Source organism: Sphingomonas sp. (assembly GCF_003248515.1).
Classification (GTDB): domain Bacteria; phylum Pseudomonadota; class Alphaproteobacteria; order Sphingomonadales; family Sphingomonadaceae; genus Sphingomonas_I.
Window position 1 is genome coordinate 22812 of record NZ_QFOB01000008.1, and the last position, 17848, is coordinate 40659.

General features: G+C 67.7%; 15 protein-coding genes. 12 read left to right on the forward strand and 3 right to left on the reverse strand.

What is annotated here, in order from left to right; genetic code table 11:
* Positions 1 to 7 precede the first annotated feature (7 nt).
* The 3 genes from rsmI to gshB all read left to right on the forward strand — a co-directional run bounded on the left by rsmI (position 8) and on the right by gshB (position 2350).
* Positions 8 to 859: a 16S rRNA (cytidine(1402)-2'-O)-methyltransferase gene (rsmI, locus tag DI605_RS13945; RefSeq protein ID WP_293974990.1), complete on the forward strand. Its 852-nt coding sequence runs from the start codon at positions 8 to 10 to the stop codon at positions 857 to 859.
* On the forward strand, positions 856 to 1209 hold the full coding sequence (locus DI605_RS13950) for a YraN family protein (RefSeq protein ID WP_293974993.1): 354 nt from the start codon (positions 856 to 858) through the stop codon (positions 1207 to 1209). The genes rsmI and DI605_RS13950 overlap by 4 nt, the downstream gene beginning before the upstream one ends.
* A gap of 184 nt (positions 1210 to 1393) precedes the next feature.
* Positions 1394 to 2350: a glutathione synthase gene (gshB, locus tag DI605_RS13955; protein WP_293974996.1), complete on the forward strand. Its 957-nt coding sequence runs from the start codon at positions 1394 to 1396 to the stop codon at positions 2348 to 2350.
* Between the two features lie 284 nt (positions 2351 to 2634).
* Here the strand turns inward: gshB and hisI are convergent, their stop codons facing one another.
* Positions 2635 to 2997, reverse strand: coding sequence for a phosphoribosyl-AMP cyclohydrolase (gene hisI / locus DI605_RS13960; protein ID WP_293974999.1), 363 nt, complete (start codon positions 2995 to 2997; stop codon positions 2635 to 2637).
* 248 nt (positions 2998 to 3245) lie between these two features.
* On the opposite strand from hisI, the gene purF reads away from it, so the two are divergent.
* Together purF and DI605_RS13970 are read left to right on the forward strand one after the other, a co-directional pair.
* Entirely contained in the window at positions 3246 to 4715 is a 1470-nt protein-coding gene (purF, locus tag DI605_RS13965; protein ID WP_293975002.1) for an amidophosphoribosyltransferase, read from the forward strand.
* A gap of 39 nt (positions 4716 to 4754) precedes the next feature.
* Entirely contained in the window at positions 4755 to 5465 is a 711-nt protein-coding gene (locus DI605_RS13970) for an SDR family NAD(P)-dependent oxidoreductase (RefSeq protein ID WP_293975005.1), read from the forward strand.
* Positions 5466 to 5499: 34 nt separating this feature from the next.
* On the opposite strand, the gene DI605_RS13975 is transcribed toward DI605_RS13970, so the two are convergent.
* Together DI605_RS13975 and DI605_RS13980 are read right to left on the reverse strand one after the other, a co-directional pair.
* Entirely contained in the window at positions 5500 to 6876 is a 1377-nt protein-coding gene (locus DI605_RS13975; RefSeq protein WP_293975008.1) for a deoxyribodipyrimidine photo-lyase, read from the reverse strand.
* Positions 6877 to 6948: 72 nt separating this feature from the next.
* A complete protein-coding gene (locus DI605_RS13980) occupies positions 6949 to 7362 on the reverse strand; it encodes a hypothetical protein (protein ID WP_293975010.1) in 414 nt (137 codons plus the stop codon).
* A 140-nt stretch (positions 7363 to 7502) separates the two neighbouring features.
* Here DI605_RS13980 and DI605_RS13985 point away from each other — a divergent pair, with 140 nt between their 5' ends.
* The 7 genes from DI605_RS13985 (at position 7503) to DI605_RS14015 (ending at position 17830) form a co-directional block, all read left to right on the forward strand.
* Positions 7503 to 7982: an RNA pyrophosphohydrolase gene (locus tag DI605_RS13985; protein ID WP_293975013.1), complete on the forward strand. Its 480-nt coding sequence runs from the start codon at positions 7503 to 7505 to the stop codon at positions 7980 to 7982.
* Positions 7979 to 8977 carry a YdiY family protein gene (locus tag DI605_RS13990; protein WP_293975016.1) on the forward strand — a complete coding sequence of 333 codons (999 nt, stop codon included), beginning with the start codon at positions 7979 to 7981 and terminating at the stop codon, positions 8975 to 8977. The genes DI605_RS13985 and DI605_RS13990 overlap by 4 nt, the downstream gene beginning before the upstream one ends.
* Positions 8977 to 9990 carry an arginine N-succinyltransferase gene (locus DI605_RS13995; RefSeq protein ID WP_293975018.1) on the forward strand — a complete coding sequence of 338 codons (1014 nt, stop codon included), beginning with the start codon at positions 8977 to 8979 and terminating at the stop codon, positions 9988 to 9990. The genes DI605_RS13990 and DI605_RS13995 overlap by 1 nt, the downstream gene beginning before the upstream one ends.
* Complete coding sequence (gene ligA / locus DI605_RS14000; RefSeq protein ID WP_293975021.1) at positions 9977 to 12124, forward strand: NAD-dependent DNA ligase LigA; 2148 nt, start codon at positions 9977 to 9979, stop codon at positions 12122 to 12124. Before DI605_RS13995 ends, ligA begins: the two co-directional genes overlap by 14 nt.
* Before the next feature lie 120 nt (positions 12125 to 12244).
* The gene (locus DI605_RS14005; protein WP_293975024.1) at positions 12245 to 14143 is read left to right on the forward strand and encodes an ATP-binding protein; all 1899 of its coding nucleotides are present in this window, start codon (positions 12245 to 12247) and stop codon (positions 14141 to 14143) included.
* A gap of 44 nt (positions 14144 to 14187) precedes the next feature.
* Positions 14188 to 14898 carry an SIMPL domain-containing protein gene (locus DI605_RS14010; RefSeq protein ID WP_293975028.1) on the forward strand — a complete coding sequence of 237 codons (711 nt, stop codon included), beginning with the start codon at positions 14188 to 14190 and terminating at the stop codon, positions 14896 to 14898.
* A 139-nt stretch (positions 14899 to 15037) separates the two neighbouring features.
* Entirely contained in the window at positions 15038 to 17830 is a 2793-nt protein-coding gene (locus tag DI605_RS14015; RefSeq protein ID WP_293975031.1) for a [protein-PII] uridylyltransferase, read from the forward strand.
* The last annotated feature ends 18 nt before the right edge of the window (positions 17831 to 17848 follow it).

Consider the following 17848-nt stretch of genomic DNA (forward strand, 5'->3'; position numbering starts at 1 on the left):
TGCGATCATGTCTCTCAGCGATCCAGAACCTCTCAAACCCGGCCTCTACATCGTCGCGACGCCGATCGGCAACCTGAGCGACCTTTCGCCGCGCGCCGCCGACATCCTTTCGCGCGCCGATGCGATCGCAGTGGAGGATAGCCGCGTCACCGGCGGGCTGCTGCGTCATATCGGCGTGAAGCGGCCGATGATCCCCTATCACGATCACAGCACGGAGCGGGTGCGGGACGATCTGGTGGCGCGTCTGGGCACACAGGCGATCGCCCTGGTCTCCGATGCGGGCACGCCGCTCATTTCCGATCCGGGCTTCAAGCTGGTGCGTGCCGCGCGCGCGGCGGGCCATGCGGTGACGACCTTGCCCGGCCCCTGCGCGGCTGTGGCGGCGCTCACGCTGGCGGGGCTGCCCACGGATCGCTTCCTGTTCGCGGGGTTCCTCCCCGCCAAGGCCAAGGCGCGCGACGAATCGATCGACGAGATGGCGGCGATCCGGGCGACGTTGATCCTCTACGAATCGGGGCCGCGCCTCGGCGCGAGCCTGACGGCGCTGGCCGCCCGGCTGGGCGATCGCGAGGCGGCGGTGGCGCGTGAGATCAGCAAGATGTTCGAGGAATGCGTGACAGGCACTCTTTCCGAACTGGCCACGCGCTATGCCGAGGCGGCCCCCAAAGGGGAGATCGTGATCGTCGTGGCGCCCCCCGGCGAGGCGGCGCCCGCCAGCGAGGCGGATGCCGATGCGCTGCTGATCGAGGCACTGGAGCGGCTGCCGGTCGGCAAGGCGGCATCCGAGGTGGCGCAGGCGACCGGGCTCAACCGGCGCGATCTCTATGCCCGCGCGCTGGCGCTGAAGGGCGAGGGGTGAGGGACAGGCGCTCCGCCGAAAGGAGCGGGCGCATCGCCGAGACGGCCGCGGCCTGGTGGCTCCGTCTCAAGGGCTGGCGCATCCTCGCACGGCGCGTGCGCACGCCTGTGGGCGAGGTGGATCTGGTGGCGGCGCGGGGCGATCTCGTGGCGTTCGTGGAGGTGAAGCGCCGCGCGACGGCGGCCGAACTGGATTTCGCGATCGACGAGCGCCGGCTGGCGCGCGTGGCGGCCGCCGCCGGCTATCTGGCGCCGCGTTATGCGGGCGAGGGGCAGGATGTCCGCATCGACGTGATCCTGATCGCGCCGGGCCGTGCGCTGCGCCACATCGAAAATGCGTGGATCGGCTAGACTTTCTCGCTCTTTCTCAAGCCTCGCTTTCTTGCTCCCCGTTCGGGCTGGGCGTAGTCGAAGCCCCGTGCTTCTCACGGCACGCCCGCAGCCCGTCCTTCGGCTTTAGCCCTTTGGGCTGAAGTTTATCCTGAGCGCCTGCCTTCGCAGGCAGTCGAAGGGCTCAGCACGAACGGAGGATGACATGTCGCTGACCGTAGCCGTCCAGATGGACCCGCTGGAATCGATCAACATCGCGGGTGATTCCACCTTCGCCATCATGCTGGGCGCGCAGGCGCGCGGCCACACGCTCTGGCATTATGCGGCGGGCGACCTCTCCTATCGCGAAGGGCGGCTGACCGCGCCCGCGCGCCGCATCAGCGTGCAGCGCGTGGCGGGCGATCATTTCGCGGTGCTGGAAGAGAAGGTGCTGGATCTGGGCGCGGACGCGGACGTGATCCTGATGCGGCAGGATCCGCCGTTCGATCTCGCCTATATCACGGCAACCCATCTGCTGGAGCGGATCCAGCACCGGACCCTCGTGGTCAACGATCCCGCCTCCGTCCGCAACGCGCCCGAAAAATTGTTCGTGCTGGATTATGCGGAATTCATGCCGCCCACGCTCATCACGCGCGGGCTGGAGGAGGCGCGCGCCTTCCATGCCGAGCATGGCGAGGTGGTGGTGAAGCCGTTGTACGGCAATGCGGGTTCGGCCGTGTTCCATGTGGCGCGCAAGGACGCCAATCTGGCCGCGCTCACCGAATTGTTCGGGCAGGTGTGGCGCGAGCCCTTCATGGTGCAGGCCTTCCTTCCCGACGTGTCAAAGGGCGACAAGCGCATCATATTGGTGGACGGCAAGCCGGCCGGCGCGGTCAACCGCCTGCCCAAGGCGGGCGAGATCCGCTCCAACCTGGCGGTGGGCGGCACTGGCGCCCAGAGCGAACTGACGCCGCGCGAGCTGGAAATCTGCGCCGCGATCGGGCCGGAACTGGCGAAGCGCGGGCTGCTGTTCGTCGGCATCGACGTGATCGCGGGCTACCTTACCGAGATCAACGTGACCTCGCCCACCGGCATCGTCGCGATCGATCGCTTCAACGGCACCGATACGCCGGCGCTGATCTGGGACGCGATCGAAACGAAGCTCACACACCGCCAATCCTGATAAGATATCTGCCTTAAAGGATCGGGTGGCGCACGAAAATATGGTTAACGGGCGGATGCCCGGGAAAGAAACGGCAAGGCGGGAGGGCAGGGGCTCGAAAGTCGACTAAACGCTACTGGTACAAAAGACACGCAACTCACTTTACCCGCGAAAGCAACGGGAACGCTCTTTTCCCGGCCTTGCGCGCTTTGAACGCGCACAAGACTTGTCGGTTGCATGAACGCCATATGTATGGCGGCCGGGATGGAGCGGCCCGGTGGAGGCGCGCGCCTCAGGCCTGCGCTTCAGACCACGCGGACGAGCGCGCCATCCTCCAGCCGCCTGTAGAAGCAGCTCGCGGCATTGGTGTGACAGGCCGGGCCGTGCGGTTCGGCACGCAGCCAGATCGCATCCTGATCGCAATCGACGCGCAGCTCGACGACCTTCATCACATGGCCCGAGGTTTCGCCCTTCTTCCACAGCCGCCCGCGCGAGCGCGACCAGAACCAGGCCTCGCCGCTTTCGATCGTGCGATCCAGCGCATCGGCATTCATGTGCGCCACCATCAGCGGATGACCCGTTTCGGCATGCGTGACGACCGCGGTGACGAGGCCCGCCGCATCCCAGCGCGGCATGAGGGTGGTTCCGGTTTCACGATCATCGGTCATGGCTGCGCATGTAGGAGGTCTTCGGCGCGCGCGGAAGCGGCGGGAGGCCGCCTCGATCGCGTTCGCTTTTTCGGCAAGGGGGCAGGCTCTTGCTATCGATCGGCGGCGGGGGAGGGGGCGATCATCGACAGGGGCACGCGAGGCGCAACGCCGCGCCGGAAAACAGGAAATGCGCCGATCGTCCTTCCGGATGGGGCGACAAGTCGCGATTGATCGCTTATGGGCGTGCGCCAGCGACGGGACGGACGATGCTGACCACCAATCCATTTGAGACTGCCGACGGCGATACGCTGCGCGAGGAATGCGGCGTGTTCGGCGTCTATGATGCCGAATCGGCCAGCGCGATCGTCGCGCTCGGCCTCCATGCCCTCCAACATCGCGGGCAGGAGGCGGCCGGCGTTACCAGTTGGGACGGCCACAATTTCCACACGCATCGGGCGATGGGCCATGTCGCCGGCAATTTCGATCGCGACGATGTGATCCGCGCCCTTCCCGGCCCCGTGGCCTGCGGCCATGTGCGCTATTCCACCACGGGCGAGACGGCGCTGCGCAACGTCCAGCCGCTCTTCGCCGAGCTGGCGAGCGGCGGCTTCGCCATCGCCCACAACGGCAATATTTCCAACGCGATGAAGCTGCGGCGGGATTTGATCCGCTCGGGCAGCATCTTCCAGTCGACCAGCGATACCGAGACGATCATCCATCTCGTCGCCACCTCGACCTATCGCACGCTGATCGATCGCTTCATCGATGCGCTGCGCAAGGTGGAAGGCGCCTATTCGCTGATCTGCATGACGCCGGAGGGCATGATCGCCTGCCGCGATCCGCTGGGCATCCGCCCGCTCGTGATGGGCAAACTGGGCGATGCGACGATCTTCGCGTCCGAGACGGTGGCGCTCGACGTGGTGGGTGCGGATTTCGTGCGCGAACTGGAGCCGGGCGAACTCGTCACCGTATCCGATGCCGGGATCCGATCGATCAGCCCCTTCGGCAAGACGCGCGGCCGCCCCTGCGTGTTCGAGCATGTCTATTTCTCGCGCCCGGATTCGGTGATGGAGGGCCAGTCCGTCTATTCGGTGCGCAAGGCGATCGGTGCGGAACTGGCCAAGGAAGGCCCGGTGGACGCCGATTTCGTGATCCCCGTGCCCGATTCGGGCGTGCCGGCGGCGATCGGCTATGCGCAGGAAAGCGGCATCCCCTTCGAGCTGGGCATCATCCGTTCGCATTATGTGGGCCGCACCTTCATCCAGCCGGCGGACAATATCCGCCACCTGGGCGTGAAGCTGAAGCACAATGCCAATCGCGCGCTGATCCAGGGCAAGCGGATCGTGCTGATCGACGATTCGATCGTGCGCGGGACGACCAGCCTGAAGATCGTGCAGATGATGCGCGATGCCGGCGCCACCGAGGTGCACATGCGCATCGCCAGCCCGCCGACGCGGCACAGCTGCTTCTATGGCGTGGACACGCCCGAGCGCGCCAAGCTGCTGGCCGCGCGCATGACCGTGCAGCAGATGGCCGAATTCATCAACGCGGACAGCCTGGGCTTCATCTCCGTCGACGGCCTGTATCGCGCGCTGGGCGAGGCGGGGCGCAACGCCGCCCAGCCGACGCGCTGCGACGCCTGCTTCACCGGCGATTATCCGACGCCGCTGACCGATCATGACGCGCAGACCGTGCCCGATCAGTTCGCCCTGCTCGACGAGCGCGTGCTGGCCTGATAGCCGCCCCGGTTCCCGAGAGGAGCCGACGCCCGCATCATGACCAAGCCGCTTCAGGACCAGATCGCCCTCGTCACCGGCGCCAGCCGCGGAATCGGTGCGGCCACCGCGAAGGCGCTTGCCGCCGCCGGCGCGCATGTGCTGCTCGTCGCCCGCACGACAGGCGGCCTCGAGGAAACGGAGGAGGCGATCCACGCGGCAGGCGGCACATCCACCATTGCGCCCCTGGATCTGACGGACGGCACCTCGATCGGGCGCCTCGCCGATGCGGTGGCGGGGCGCTGGGAGAAACTGGACCTGCTCGTCATCAACGCGGCCATGCTCGGCACGGTGAGCCCGGTGCCGGCGATCGACCCCAAGGAATATGCCAGGCTGCTGACACTGAATGTCGGTGCGCCGCAGGCGCTGATCGCCGCATTCGATCCGCTGCTCCGCCGCAGCGCGCGGGCGCGGATCGTGGCGGTCACCTCCAGCGTGGGCGCGGAGCCGCGCCCCTTCTGGGGGGCCTATGGCTCCTCGAAGGCCGCTCTCGAAAATCTCGTGACGGCCTATGGCGAGGAGATGCGTTCGCTGGGCGATCTGCGCGTGGCGATCGTCGATCCGGGCGCCACCGCGACGGCGATGCGTGCCAAGGCCTTTCCGGGCGAGGACGCCGCGACGCTCAAGTCGCCGGATGTGGTGGGCCAGGCGATCACCGATCTGGTGACGGGCGATTTCGAGAGCGGCCACCGGATGCGCGTGGCCGGATAAGCCCGTCCGCCTCTCCCCCGAAGGGAAGGGGGCGTTATGAGCCGCGCACCTTCGCGCCCGCCGCGAGCGCGCGTTCGCGGCCTTCGCGGTGGCCGATCAGCGGTTCGGGATAATCGGGCGGCGCGCAACCCGATCCGTGCGGATCGTGGATCGCCGGATCGGCGAGATCGCGAAGCTCGGGCACCCATTCCCGGATATAATCGGCCGCGTCGAATTTGGCGGACTGGGTGAGAGGGGCCATGATCCGGCCGAAAGGATTGCTGTCGATGCCGGTGCCGGCCACCCATTGCCAGTTCACGGCATTGTTGCCGTAATCGGCATCGACGAGCGTATCCCAGAACCAGCGCTCGCCCCGCCGCCAATCGATCAGCAGATGCTTGGTGAGGAAGCTTGCCACGATCATCCGCACGCGATTGTGCATCCAGCCTGACGTCCAGAGCTGGCGCATGCCGGCATCCACGATGGGATAGCCCGTCCGCCCCTGCGTCCATGCGCGGAAATCGCGATCGGCGGCGGCGCCTTCCCGCCAGGGCAGCCGATCGAACGTGTCGCGGCCATTCCGCGCGCCGATATTGGGGAAGAGATCGACGAGATTGGCGGTGAAATCGCGCCAGCCCACCTCGCGCAGGAAGGGATCGGCCGATCGCGGCGCGGCCTTGCGCGCCGCATGCCAGACGGCGGTGGGCGAAACCTCGCCGAAATGGAGATGCGGCGAAAGGCGCGAGCTTCCCTCGATCGAGGGAAGGTTGCGATCGTGATCGTAGGCGGCGACGCGATCCGCGAAATCCTCGAGCACCTCGGCCGCGCCCGCCTCGCCCGGCGTCCAGATATCGAAGCCGCGAGCCCAGTTCGGGCGGGTAGGGAGCAATGCCCAGTCACCGAGCGCCTCGGAGCGGAGCGATCCATGAGCGTGCAGATGTTCGGGTGCGGGCTGCGGCGCGGGCGGCGGCAACTGGGCCTGCAGGGCGCGCCAGAAAGGCGTGAAGATCCGGTAGCGCCCGCCCGCGCCGGTGCGCACCTCGCGCGGATCGGCCAGATGCTGGCCGGGGTGGAGGACGAGATCGAGAGTGCCGGCCAGAGCCTCCTCGGCCGCCTGCCACCAGGGCTCGACATGATGGAGCGCGTGAACGCGCGTGGCGCCCGCCTCCTTCGCGACGGCCGCCACCTGGGCGGCGGCGGGGCCGCTGCAGAGGATCAGCGGAACATGATGGCGGCCAAGCGAGCGGGCGAGCGCATCCAGGCTGTGATGCAGCCACCAGCGCTGCGCGCCGCCCATCCGCCATTTCCGGGGGCCATTGTCGTCCAGCACGTAGAGCGCGACGATCGGGCCTTCGCGGGCGGCCGCCGCGAGCGCGGCCTGATCGGCGAGGCGAAGATCCTGTCGGAACCAGACGATGGTGGGCTTGGTCATGCGCGCTGAACGGGCGAAGGCGCGCCACGCTCCTTCATCATTCTTCCCTCCCGTCCGGCGAGGGAAGGGGGCTCAATTCGCCGCCGGGCCCACCTGCCGGGCGATCGCGCGCAGGAAGGGGCCGCGATCCGCCTCCGGCAGGGCCTTGAGCGCCGCCAGCACGCGCTCGCTGGAGCGGGTGCGCATCTGGCCCTGGACGAGATCCATCTGCCGCATGAGGCCCGCCACGCGATCCACATCGATTTCCGAAACCATGATCGCGTTCGAAAGCTGATCCTTCAGGCCCTGCTGCTGGCGGCGAAGCTGCGAATATTGGGGATCGCCCTGCGCATCCAGCTTCGTCAGGATCGCATTGCCCGCGGGCGATACGCCGGGAAGATTGGTGGGCCGGTGCGCCGGCGCGGGCGCGGCAGGCGGCGTCTGGGCCGTCGCGGGTAGGGCTGTGAGGACCATCAGGGCGAGAGCGAGCAGATCGACCGGACGCATGCGCGATCCTCCTTTCGGCGCTCCTTAGGGCCGTGTCCCCGTGCCAGCAATGGCGCGCGCGGCGCGCGGCGCGGAGACCCCCTTGATCGGGCCGCCGACATGGTCGAAGTCGGCCCCTTCCAGCCAGCGGAGCGATGACCATGACCGATCTTCCCTATCGTCCGGCTGCGGGCATCATGCTGCTGAACGGCCAGGGGCAGGTGTTCGTGGCGTGCCGGATCGATACGAAGGTGGAAGCCTGGCAGATGCCGCAGGGCGGGCTGGATCCCGGCGAGGATGCGCGCGCCGGCGCGCTGCGCGAGCTGGAGGAGGAAACCGGCATCCCCGCCGACAAGGTGGAGGTGATCGCCGCAGCCGCCGAGCCGCTATTCTACGATCTCCCGGCCGATCTGCGAAAGAAGGTGTGGGGCGGCAAATATCGCGGGCAGAAACAATATTGGTTCCTGCTGCGCTATCTTGGCCGCGACGAGGAGATCGACATCGAGACCGCGCATCCCGAATTCCGCGCCTGGAAATGGGCGCCGCCCGCCGACCTTCCGGATCTGATCGTGCCGTTCAAGCGCGATCTCTACCGGCAGGTGCTGGATACGTTCGCGGACCGGCTGGCTGAAGCGGGATGAGCGCCATGCTGCTGATCGCGACGGCCGCCGCCGCCCTCGGCCCGGACCTGCCGCTGGAAACCACCGCGCCGCGCCTGCCCTATCCGCCGGACGCGCCCGTGCTGCCGCAGCCGATGCTGGTGCTGGCGCCGCCCGCGCCCGGCCTTCCCGCGCCGATCCGCACGATGATCGAGGCCGCCTACAAGACGGGCAACGACAAGACGATCAGCGATGTCGTGGGCCTCGCGAAGGACAATTTCCCGACCTACATCGCGGAGATAAACGGCCTCGCCCAATTGCAGGGAGAGCGGCTGGCGGGCGTGCGCAAGGAAGCGCAGGAAAGGGAGCAGGCGCGCATCATGGCCGCAAGCTTCCTCCAGATCTGGAAGGGCGAGCTGGAGGCGGGCGGATCGCGCTCGACCGGCACCACCCGCACCACCAGCATCTATGCCTCTGCCAAATTGCAGCGCGACGGCATCCGGTGGCGCCAGAAGTTCAACGCCCGGCTGGACTATCAGGAAACCGATCACGAGCGGACGACCGAGCGCTGGCTGGCCGCCTGGCAGCCCAATTACAAGTTCAGCGACGTTCGCTACGCTTACGGCCTGGCCCAATATGAGCATGATCGCTTCCTGGGCATCCAGTCCCGCGGGACGTTGGGCACCGGTGTCGGCTGGCAGGTGGCGAGCAGGCCCGATCTGAACATTGCGCTGGAAGCGGGCCCGGCGCTGCGCCGCACCGTGTTCATCGACGAGGCGAACACGACCAAGCTGGCCGGGCGTGGATCGCTTTCCGCCATGTGGAAGATCTCGCCGACGCTGACCTTCCGCCAGGATGCGTCCTTCTTCTTCGAGGGCGACGATGCCACCGCCTCCAGCGCAACCGCGCTGGAGACCAAGCTGATCGGCGCGCTGAAGGCGAAATTCTCCTACAATCTCCAGTTCGAGCGGGAGACGCCCACCACCAGCCGCCAGCTGGATACGGTGACGCGCGCCACGCTCGTCTACGGTTTCTGATGAGCGCGGTCGTCCGCGCGGCGCGCGCCGGGGATCTGGAGCCGCTCTACGAGATGGCGAAGCTCACGGGCGGCGGCTTCACCAACCTGCCGGCCGATCGCGATGCCCTGTCCGAGCGGCTGGCCGCATCCGAGGCAGCCTATGCGCGCGAGGAGGATGCGCTGGGCGACGACGTCTATCTGCTGATGCTGGAGGATCTGGAGACCGGCCGGATCGCCGGCACCGCGCAGATCATCACGCGCACCGGCCAGAAAGGCTCCTTCCATTCCTATCGCCGCACCACGCTGACCCAGCACAGCGCCGCCTTCGGCCGCAGTTTTCGCGCCGAGATGCTGGTGATGACCAACGATCTGGAAGGGTGCAGCGAGGTGGGCGGCCTGTTTCTCCATCCGCGCTACCGGGCGGGCGGGCTGGGCCTGCTGCTGGCGCGCAGCCGCTATCTGTTTATCCGGCTGCATCGCGCCCGCTTCGCCGACAAATTGATCGCGGAGCTGCGTGGCGTGATCGACGAGGGCGGCGGATCGCCCTTCTGGGACGGGGTCGGCGGACGCTTTTTCCAGATGAGCTTCCGCGAGGCCGACGATTACAATGCCCGCCACGGCAACCAGCATCTGGCGGATCTGATGCCGCGCCATCCCATCTATCTGGCCATGCTTTCGGAAATGGCGCGCGGCGTGATCGGCGTGCCCCATGCCACCGGCCGCGCGGCGATGCGGATGCTGGAGGAGGAAGGCTTCGTCGACGAGGGCTATCTCGATATTTTCGAGGGCGGGCCGACGCTAACGGCGGCGGTGGACCGGCTGCGCAGCGTGCGCGATGCGCGTGAGGGGAGGATCGCCTCGATCGGCGAGGGCGGCGGGATCAGATCGATCGTGGGCACGGGGCGCCTGCGGGATTTCCGCACGGCCTTCGCCCTGCTGGGGGAGGCGGGTTCCGGCCTGGAGATTGACGGGCAGGCGGCCGAGGCGCTGGCGCTGCGCGCGGGGCAGGAGGTGCTGCATGTCCCCCGTTGAGACGATGGAGCGGGAAGCGGCCGCCGCGCGCCTGGCCGTGCTGGCCGGCGCGATCGCGCACCATAACCGCCTGTATCACGATCAGGATTCGCCCGAGATTTCGGATGCCGAATATGATGCGCTGATCCGCGAGAACACTGCGCTGGAAGCCGCCTTTCCGGATCTGGTGCGCGCGGATTCGCCCAATGCGCTGGTAGGCGCGGAGCCGACTTCAGCGCTGAAGAAGGTGCGTCATGCCGTGCGCATGATGAGCCTCGACAACGGATTTTCGGACGAGGACATCGCCGAATTCCTCGCGCGCGTGCGGCGCTACCTCGCCTTGCCGGATGATGCGGCGCTGGCGCTGACCGCCGAACCCAAGATTGACGGCCTTTCCTGTTCGCTCCGCTACGAACACGGCCAGCTGGTGCAGGCGGCGACGCGCGGCGACGGCACGACCGGCGAGGACGTGACCGCCAATGTGCGCACGATCGGCGATATCGTGCAGACGCTGGCGGGTGAGGACGTGCCCGAAATCTTCGAGGTGCGTGGCGAGGTCTATATGGCGAAGGAGGATTTCGCCGCGCTCAACGCCCGCCTGCTGGCGGAGGCGGATGATCCCGAAAAGGCGAGGCAGTTCGCCAATCCGCGCAACGCGGCGGCTGGATCGCTGCGGCAGAAGGACGCGGCCGTCACCGCGCGCCGCCCCTTGCGCTTCCTCGCCCATGGCTGGGGCGAGACGAGCGCGCTGCCGGCGGACACGCAATGGGGCGTGATGCGCGCGATCGGCGGCTGGGGGCTTCCGGTTTCGGAGCTTTTGACCCGCGTCGAAACGCTCGACGAGATACTCGGCCATTACCGGATGATCGAGGCCCGGCGCGCGGACCTGCCGTTCGATATAGATGGCGTGGTCTACAAGGTCGACCGGCTCGACTGGCAGCAGCGGCTGGGCTTCGTGGCCAAGGCGCCGCGCTTCGCGATCGCGCACAAATTCCCGGCCGAGCGGGCGCAGACGACGCTGGAGGCGATCGATATCCAGGTGGGGCGCACGGGCAAGCTGACGCCGGTGGGGCGTCTGGTGCCGGTGACGGTGGGCGGCGTCGTCGTCTCCAACGTGACGCTCCACAATGCCGATGAGATTGCGCGTCTCGGCGTGCGGCCGGGTGACCGGATCGTGGTGCAGCGCGCGGGCGACGTCATTCCCCAGGTGGTCGACAATCTCAGCCGGGACGAGCCACGCGAGCCCTATGTCTTTCCCACCCACTGCCCCGTCGAGTCGGGCGGATGCGGATCGGAGGCCGTGCGCGAGGAGGGCGAGGTCGATTATCGCTGCACGGGTGGCCTGATCTGCCCCGCCCAGCGTTTCGAACGGCTGCGCCATTTCGTGAGCCGTGGCGCGCTCGATATCGAGGGGCTGGGCGAGAAATCGATCGGGGAGTTCCTCGATCTCGGCTGGATCCGCGAGCCGGCCGACATCTTCCGGCTGGGCGCGCATCGCGAGGATCTGCTCGGGCGCGAGGGCTGGAAGGAGAAATCGGTCGACAATCTCCTCGCCGCGATCGAGGCGAAGCGGCAGCCGGACGGGGCGCGGCTGCTGTTCGGCCTGGGCATACGCCATGTCGGCATCGTCACGGCGCGCGATCTGCTGAAGCGCTACACGACGCTTCCCGCGATCCATGCGCTGGCGGACGGAATCATCGCCCTGCGCGATGGTTTCCAGCGCGCGCTGGGCGAGGAGGAAGGGCGCTTCCGCAACCGGATGGACAAGGCGATCGCCGAATTCATCGGGGTCGAGAATGCGGGCAGCGCCGTCGGCCACGCGCTCGCGGACTTCTTCCACGAGGAGCATAACCGGCAGGTGTGGGGCGATCTGCTGGAACAGGTCTCGCCACCAGACTTCATCGTGGAAACGAAGGCGAGCGATGTTTCCGGCAAGACCGTGGTATTCACCGGCAAGCTGGAGACGATGAGCCGCGACGAGGCCAAGGCCCAGGCCGAGCGGCTGGGCGCGAAGGCGGCGGGATCGGTTTCGGCCAGGACGGATCTGGTCGTGGCGGGGCCGGGGGCGGGATCCAAGCTCAAGGATGCGGCGAAATTCGGCATTCCGGTGATCGACGAGGCGTCCTGGGCGGAGATCGTCGCGGCCGCCGGCTGACAGGGGGCGTGCTGCGGTTGCCGGCCGTTTCCGCGTTCGGTTCATGGTTCATCGTTGCGATTGGCGCGGCGTTCGGCGCTGCGCGCTTGCACCGGCCCGGCGCTCCCGTCACAACAGGCCATGCTTGACGCAATGCCGCGCAAGGTGCCCCTGATGCGACTGGCCGGTCTCGGTATCGTCCTCGTGGCGGGCCTTGTCGCGTTGCTGATCGCCAACGGCGTCTCTTCCAGCAACCGCTGGGTCGATCATTCGGTGCAGGTGCAGACGCGCATCATCGAGCTGGGCGAGCGGATCGCGACGCATGACGGCGCGCTGCGCGGCTATCTGATCTCGCGCCAGCCGGCGATGCGGGAGGAATTGAGCGACAGCCGGCACGATATCCTCGTCCGGCTTGGTGAATTGAGCGCCCTGCTGGGCGAAAACGATATCCAGCGCAGCGAACTGGATGCGGTGACGCCACTGATCCACCAGCGCATGATCTTCGCCCGCAAGCTTGTGGCGCAGCGCGAGCATCTGCCGCTCGACCGGATCGATATCAGCATCGGCCAGCCGGATGCCCTGCCGCTGATCCTGGCCATTCGCCAGCATCTCGGCCGCCTGTTTGCGGCGGAATCGGCTCTCCTTGCCGAACGCCAGCGGCAGGCGCAGCAGCGCACGGCCCTGCTTTCGGTAGGGTTGGCCGCCACCGTCTTCTTCGTGGTCGTGATCGCCTATCTCACGGTGCGGGAGGCGCGGACGCGGTTCGAATCGATCGAAGTCGCGCATGCCGAGGCGCGTGCCGCCGCGCAGGCAGCGCAGGCCGAGATGCGCGCGAGGGAGCAGGTGGAAGATCAACTCCGCCAGATCCAGAAGATGGAATCGATCGGCCAGCTCACCGGCGGTATCGCGCACGATTTCAACAATATGCTGGCCGTGGTGATCGGCAGCCTGGATATGGCCCGGCGCCGGCTGGACGATCCGGATCGATTGCAGCGCAGCCTGGCCAGCGCAATGGAGGGCGCGGGGCGCGCGGCCTCGCTCGTCAGCCGATTGCTCGCTTATTCGCGGCGCCAGTCGCTGGCGCCGGCCGCCGTCGATCCCAACGAACTGGTGGGCGACATGTCCAACCTGCTGGGGCGCACGCTGGGCGAAGGCATCGAGGTGGAAACCGAGCTTGCGCCCGATATCTGGGCCACCTTCGTCGATCCGCTCCAGCTGGAAAATGCGATCGTCAACCTCGCCGTCAATTCGCGCGATGCGCTGGGCGGGCGCGGACGGCTGACGATCCGGACCGGCAATGCCACGCTGGACGAGGAATATGTCCGGTCGCATCCCGATGTGGTGCCAGGCGATTATGTGATGATCATGGTCCGCGATTTCGGATGCGGCATGCCACCCGAAGTGCTCGCCCGGGCCTTCGATCCCTTCTTCACCACAAAGGGGGTCGGCCGGGGCACGGGGCTCGGCCTCAGCCAGGTGTTCGGCTTCATCAAGCAATCGGGCGGCCATATCGGCATCGAGAGCACGGTGGGCGAGGGCACGACGATCCGGCTGTTCCTGCCCCGCCATGCGGAGGCGCCGGTCGTCGAGGAGGCGGCGGCGGTGGGTGAACCGCTTCCCCCGGCCAGGGGCGGCGAGCGGATCCTGCTGGTGGAGGATGATGATCGCGTTCGCCAGTTCTCGCTCGATGCGGTGGCGGACCTCGGCTACATCGTCGTCGCGGTGCCGGATGGCGCGGCGGCGCTGGCCACGATCGATCAGTCGCCCGATTTCGCCATTCTCTTCACTGATGTCGTCATGCCCGGCATGAGCGGCACGGAACTGGCCGCCGCCGTCCGCGCGCGGCGGCCCGATATCCGCATTCTCTTCACCACCGGCTATGCGCACGAGGCGATCGCGCGCGAAGGGCTGCTGGAGCCGGGCGCGGACGTGCTGCTGAAGCCCTTCACCGTGGCGCAGCTCGCCCAGAAATTGCGCGACGTGATGGACAGGCGCGGGCCGGCCGCTGTTCAGCCCGTGTCCAGCGACGCCACCCGATAGCGCGGCCGAGCGGCGGTAGGGATCGGCCGCACGAAGGAGGAAGGATGTTTCGTTTCACGGCGGTCGCGCTCGCGGCCATGGCGCCCATTGCCGCCGCTCAGGCTCAGGATGTGGTCGCGACGCCGGGCCTTTCCGGCACGCGCCTCGACATTTCCGCGACCGGGGAAGTGACGCGCGCGCCCGATGTCGCCACGATCGGCGCCGGCGTGGTGACGCAGGCAGCCACCGCCGCGGCCGCCATGGCCGAGAATGCGCAGCGCATGACGGCGACGATCGCCGCGCTGCGCAAGGCCGGTATCGCCGATCGCGACATCCGCACGGCATCTCTGCGCCTTTCGCCCCAATATCGCTATGCCGACAATCAGCCACCCGTGCTGACCGGCTATCAGGCGAGCAATCAGGTGACGGTGCGTTTCCGCGAAATCGCGAAGGCCGGCGGCATCCTCGATGCGCTGGTGGCGGCGGGCGCCAACCAGATCGACGGGCCGAATTTCACCGTAGACAAGCCCGAGGCGGCGCTGGACGAAGCGCGGACCCAGGCGCTGGCGACGGCGAAGGCGCGCGCCGATCTCTATGCGCGCGCGGCGGGCCTTCGGGTGAAGCGGATCGTGCGCATCGGCGAATCCGGCGGGGCCGAGCCGCCCGTGCGCCCGATGATGCTGATGAGCGCGCGCGCCAAGATGGATTCGACCCCGGTGCAGCCGGGCGAGGAGACGCTGGGCGTGACGCTGCAGGTGACGTTCGAGCTGGAATGAGCCCCGCGCGGCGGACGGGCCTCTCCGTCCGCCGGCTCCTTGCGGGTGCGGATCATGATCCGGACGGAATGCAACGATCCGTAAATAGCTGATGCGTTAGGATGGCGAATCCTCGCGACAGCCTTATCTGAGCGCAAGAATGACGACCCGTTTCGACAATTTGCCCTCGCGCCGCGCGATCATCGATCGCCGCGCCATCGCCGACGCGCTCGACGCGCTGCCGGCGGCGGATACCAATGCGTTGCGGCTTTCGGCCACGCCGCTGCTGCGCGAGGCGCTGGCGGCCGGGCGCGAGGAGATTGCGCGGCGGCTGGCGGAAAGCCCGAGTTCCGGCAACGAGATTGCCGCATCCTATGCCTTCCTGACCGACCAGATCTTGCGCCTGGCCTATGATTTCACGACGCAGCGCCTCTATCCGCTGGCCAATCCCTCGACGGGCGAGCGGCTGACGCTGGCTGCCGTCGGCGGATATGGGCGCGGCGAAATGGCGCTGCATTCGGATATCGACATCGCCTTCCTCACCCCGTGGAAGCAGGCGCACTGGGCCGAGCAGGTCATCGAATCGATGCTCTACACGCTCTGGGATCTGGGGCTGAAGGTGGGCCACAGCAGCCGCTCGCTGGACGAGATGGTGCGCATGGCGAACAGCGATCTCACCATCCGCACCGCGCTTCTGGAGGCGCGCTACGTGTGGGGCGATCAGCCGCTCTATGACGAGGCGGCGCGGCGCTTCGACGCGCAGGTGGTGGCGGGTACGGCGCGCGCCTTCGTCGCGGAGAAGCTGGCCGAGCGCAACGGCCGGCACGAGCGGATGGGGGATAGCCGCTATGTGGTCGAGCCCAATCTGAAGGAAGGCAAGGGCGGCCTGCGCGATCTGCACGCGCTCTTCTGGATCGGCAAATATGCCTATCAGGTGCGCGACGTGGGCGATCTGGTGGAGCGCGGCCTCTTCACCGCGCAGGAGCTGCGCCGCTTCCGCAAGGCGGAGAATTTCCTGTGGGCGGTGCGCTGCCACCTCCACATCCTTTCGCGCCGCGCCGAGGACCGGCTGACCTTCGACGTCCAGTCCGAAATCGCGCGACGGATGCGTTATGCCGACCGGCCGGGCAAATCGGCGGTCGAACGCTTCATGCAGCATTATTTCCTGATCGCGAAGGAAGTGGGGGACCTGACGGCCATCTTCCTCGCGCATCTGGACGAGACGTTCGCCGCCAAGGGGCGGCGCTTCGGCATCAAGCTGGCGGGGCGCCGACCGCGCAAGCTGGAAGGGTTCGTGCTGGATCGCGGCCGCCTTGCCGCGCCGGACGACGGCTTCTTCGCGGAGGATCCGGTGCGCCTGCTCCAGCTCTTCGCGCTGGCGGACAAGCATGAGCTGGAAATCCATCCGCTCACGCTGCGCATGGCGGGCCGCGACGCCAAGACGATCGACGCCGGTGTCCGCGCCGATCCGCAGGCCAATCGCTATTTCATGCAGGTGCTCGCATCGCGCCGCGATCCCGAACGCGTGCTCCGGACGATGAACGAGGCGGGCATATTCGGCCGCTTCGTGCCCGATTTCGGCCGCGTCGTGGCGCAGATGCAGTTCGACATGTACCACCATTATACGGTGGACGAGCATACGTTGCGCGCGATCGGCCTGCTTTCGCGCATCGAGCGCGGCCTGCTGGAGGAGGAGCATCCGGGCGCGGCCAAGATCCTGGAGCAGATCGTGTGCCGCCGCGCGCTGTATGTCGCGGTGCTGCTGCACGATATCGCCAAGGGGCGTGGCGGCGATCATTCGGTGCTGGGCGCGGAAGTGGCGCAGAAGCTTTGCCCGCGCTTCGGCCTGACGCCCGCCGAGACCGAGACGGTGGCATGGCTCGTCGAGCAGCACCTTCTGATGTCCGCCACCGCCTTCAAGCGTGACCTGGCCGACTTCAAGACGGTGATGGATTTCGCCGAGCGCGTGCAGAGCCCCGAGCGGCTGCGCCAGCTTCTGCTGCTGACCACCGTGGACATACGCGCGGTAGGCCCCGGCGTGTGGAATGACTGGAAGCGGCAGCTGCTGGCCACGCTCTTCACCAGCGCGGAAGAGGTGCTGCGGCTGGGCCACCAGCAGACCGGCCGCGCCGAGCGGATCAACCTGAAGCAGGCCGAACTGGGCGTGGAGCTGGGCTGGACCCGGCATCGCTTCGACGATTATCAGAAGCGCTTCCCGGACAGCTACTGGGTGGCCGAGGGCGTCGATATCCTGGAGCGCAACGCGCGGCTGATCGCGGCGGCGGACGCGGCCGAAAAGCCGCTCTCGATCGCGACCCAGCCGGATTCGAAGCGCGGCGCGACGCTCGTCACCATCTATGCCGCCGACCATCCCGGCCTGTTCTACCGGATCGCGGGCGCCATCCATCTGGCGGGCGCGAGCATCATCGATGCGCGCATCCATACGACGCGCGACGGCATGGCGATCGATAATCTGCTGGTGCAGGATCCGTTCGGGAAGCCGTTCGACGATCCGCTGCGCCTGCGCCGCCTGGCCACCGCGATCGAGGATGCTCTCGCCAATCGCAGCCAGCTTGCCGCCAAGCTTGCCACCAAGCCTTCGCATCGCACGCGCGCGGACGCCTTCGTGGTCGCGCCCAACGTGCTGATCGATAGCAAGGCCTCCAATCGCTACACGGTGGTGGAGGTGAATGCGCATGACCGGCCGGCCCTGCTCTATGCGCTGGCTTATGCCCTGTTTCAGGCGAAGGTCACGATCCGCTCCGCCCATGTTGCCACCTATGGCACGCGCGCCGTGGACACATTCTACCTGACCGACCTGCTCGGTGACCGGATCGATGCGCCCGCCCGCCTGCGGACGCTGGAGCGGCTGCTGCTCGCGGCCGCCGGCGGCGAGACCCCGGCGGACGAGACGCCGAAGAAGGAACGCGAGAAGGAAAAGGTGAAGGCCTGAGCCGGCACCCCGGAAACG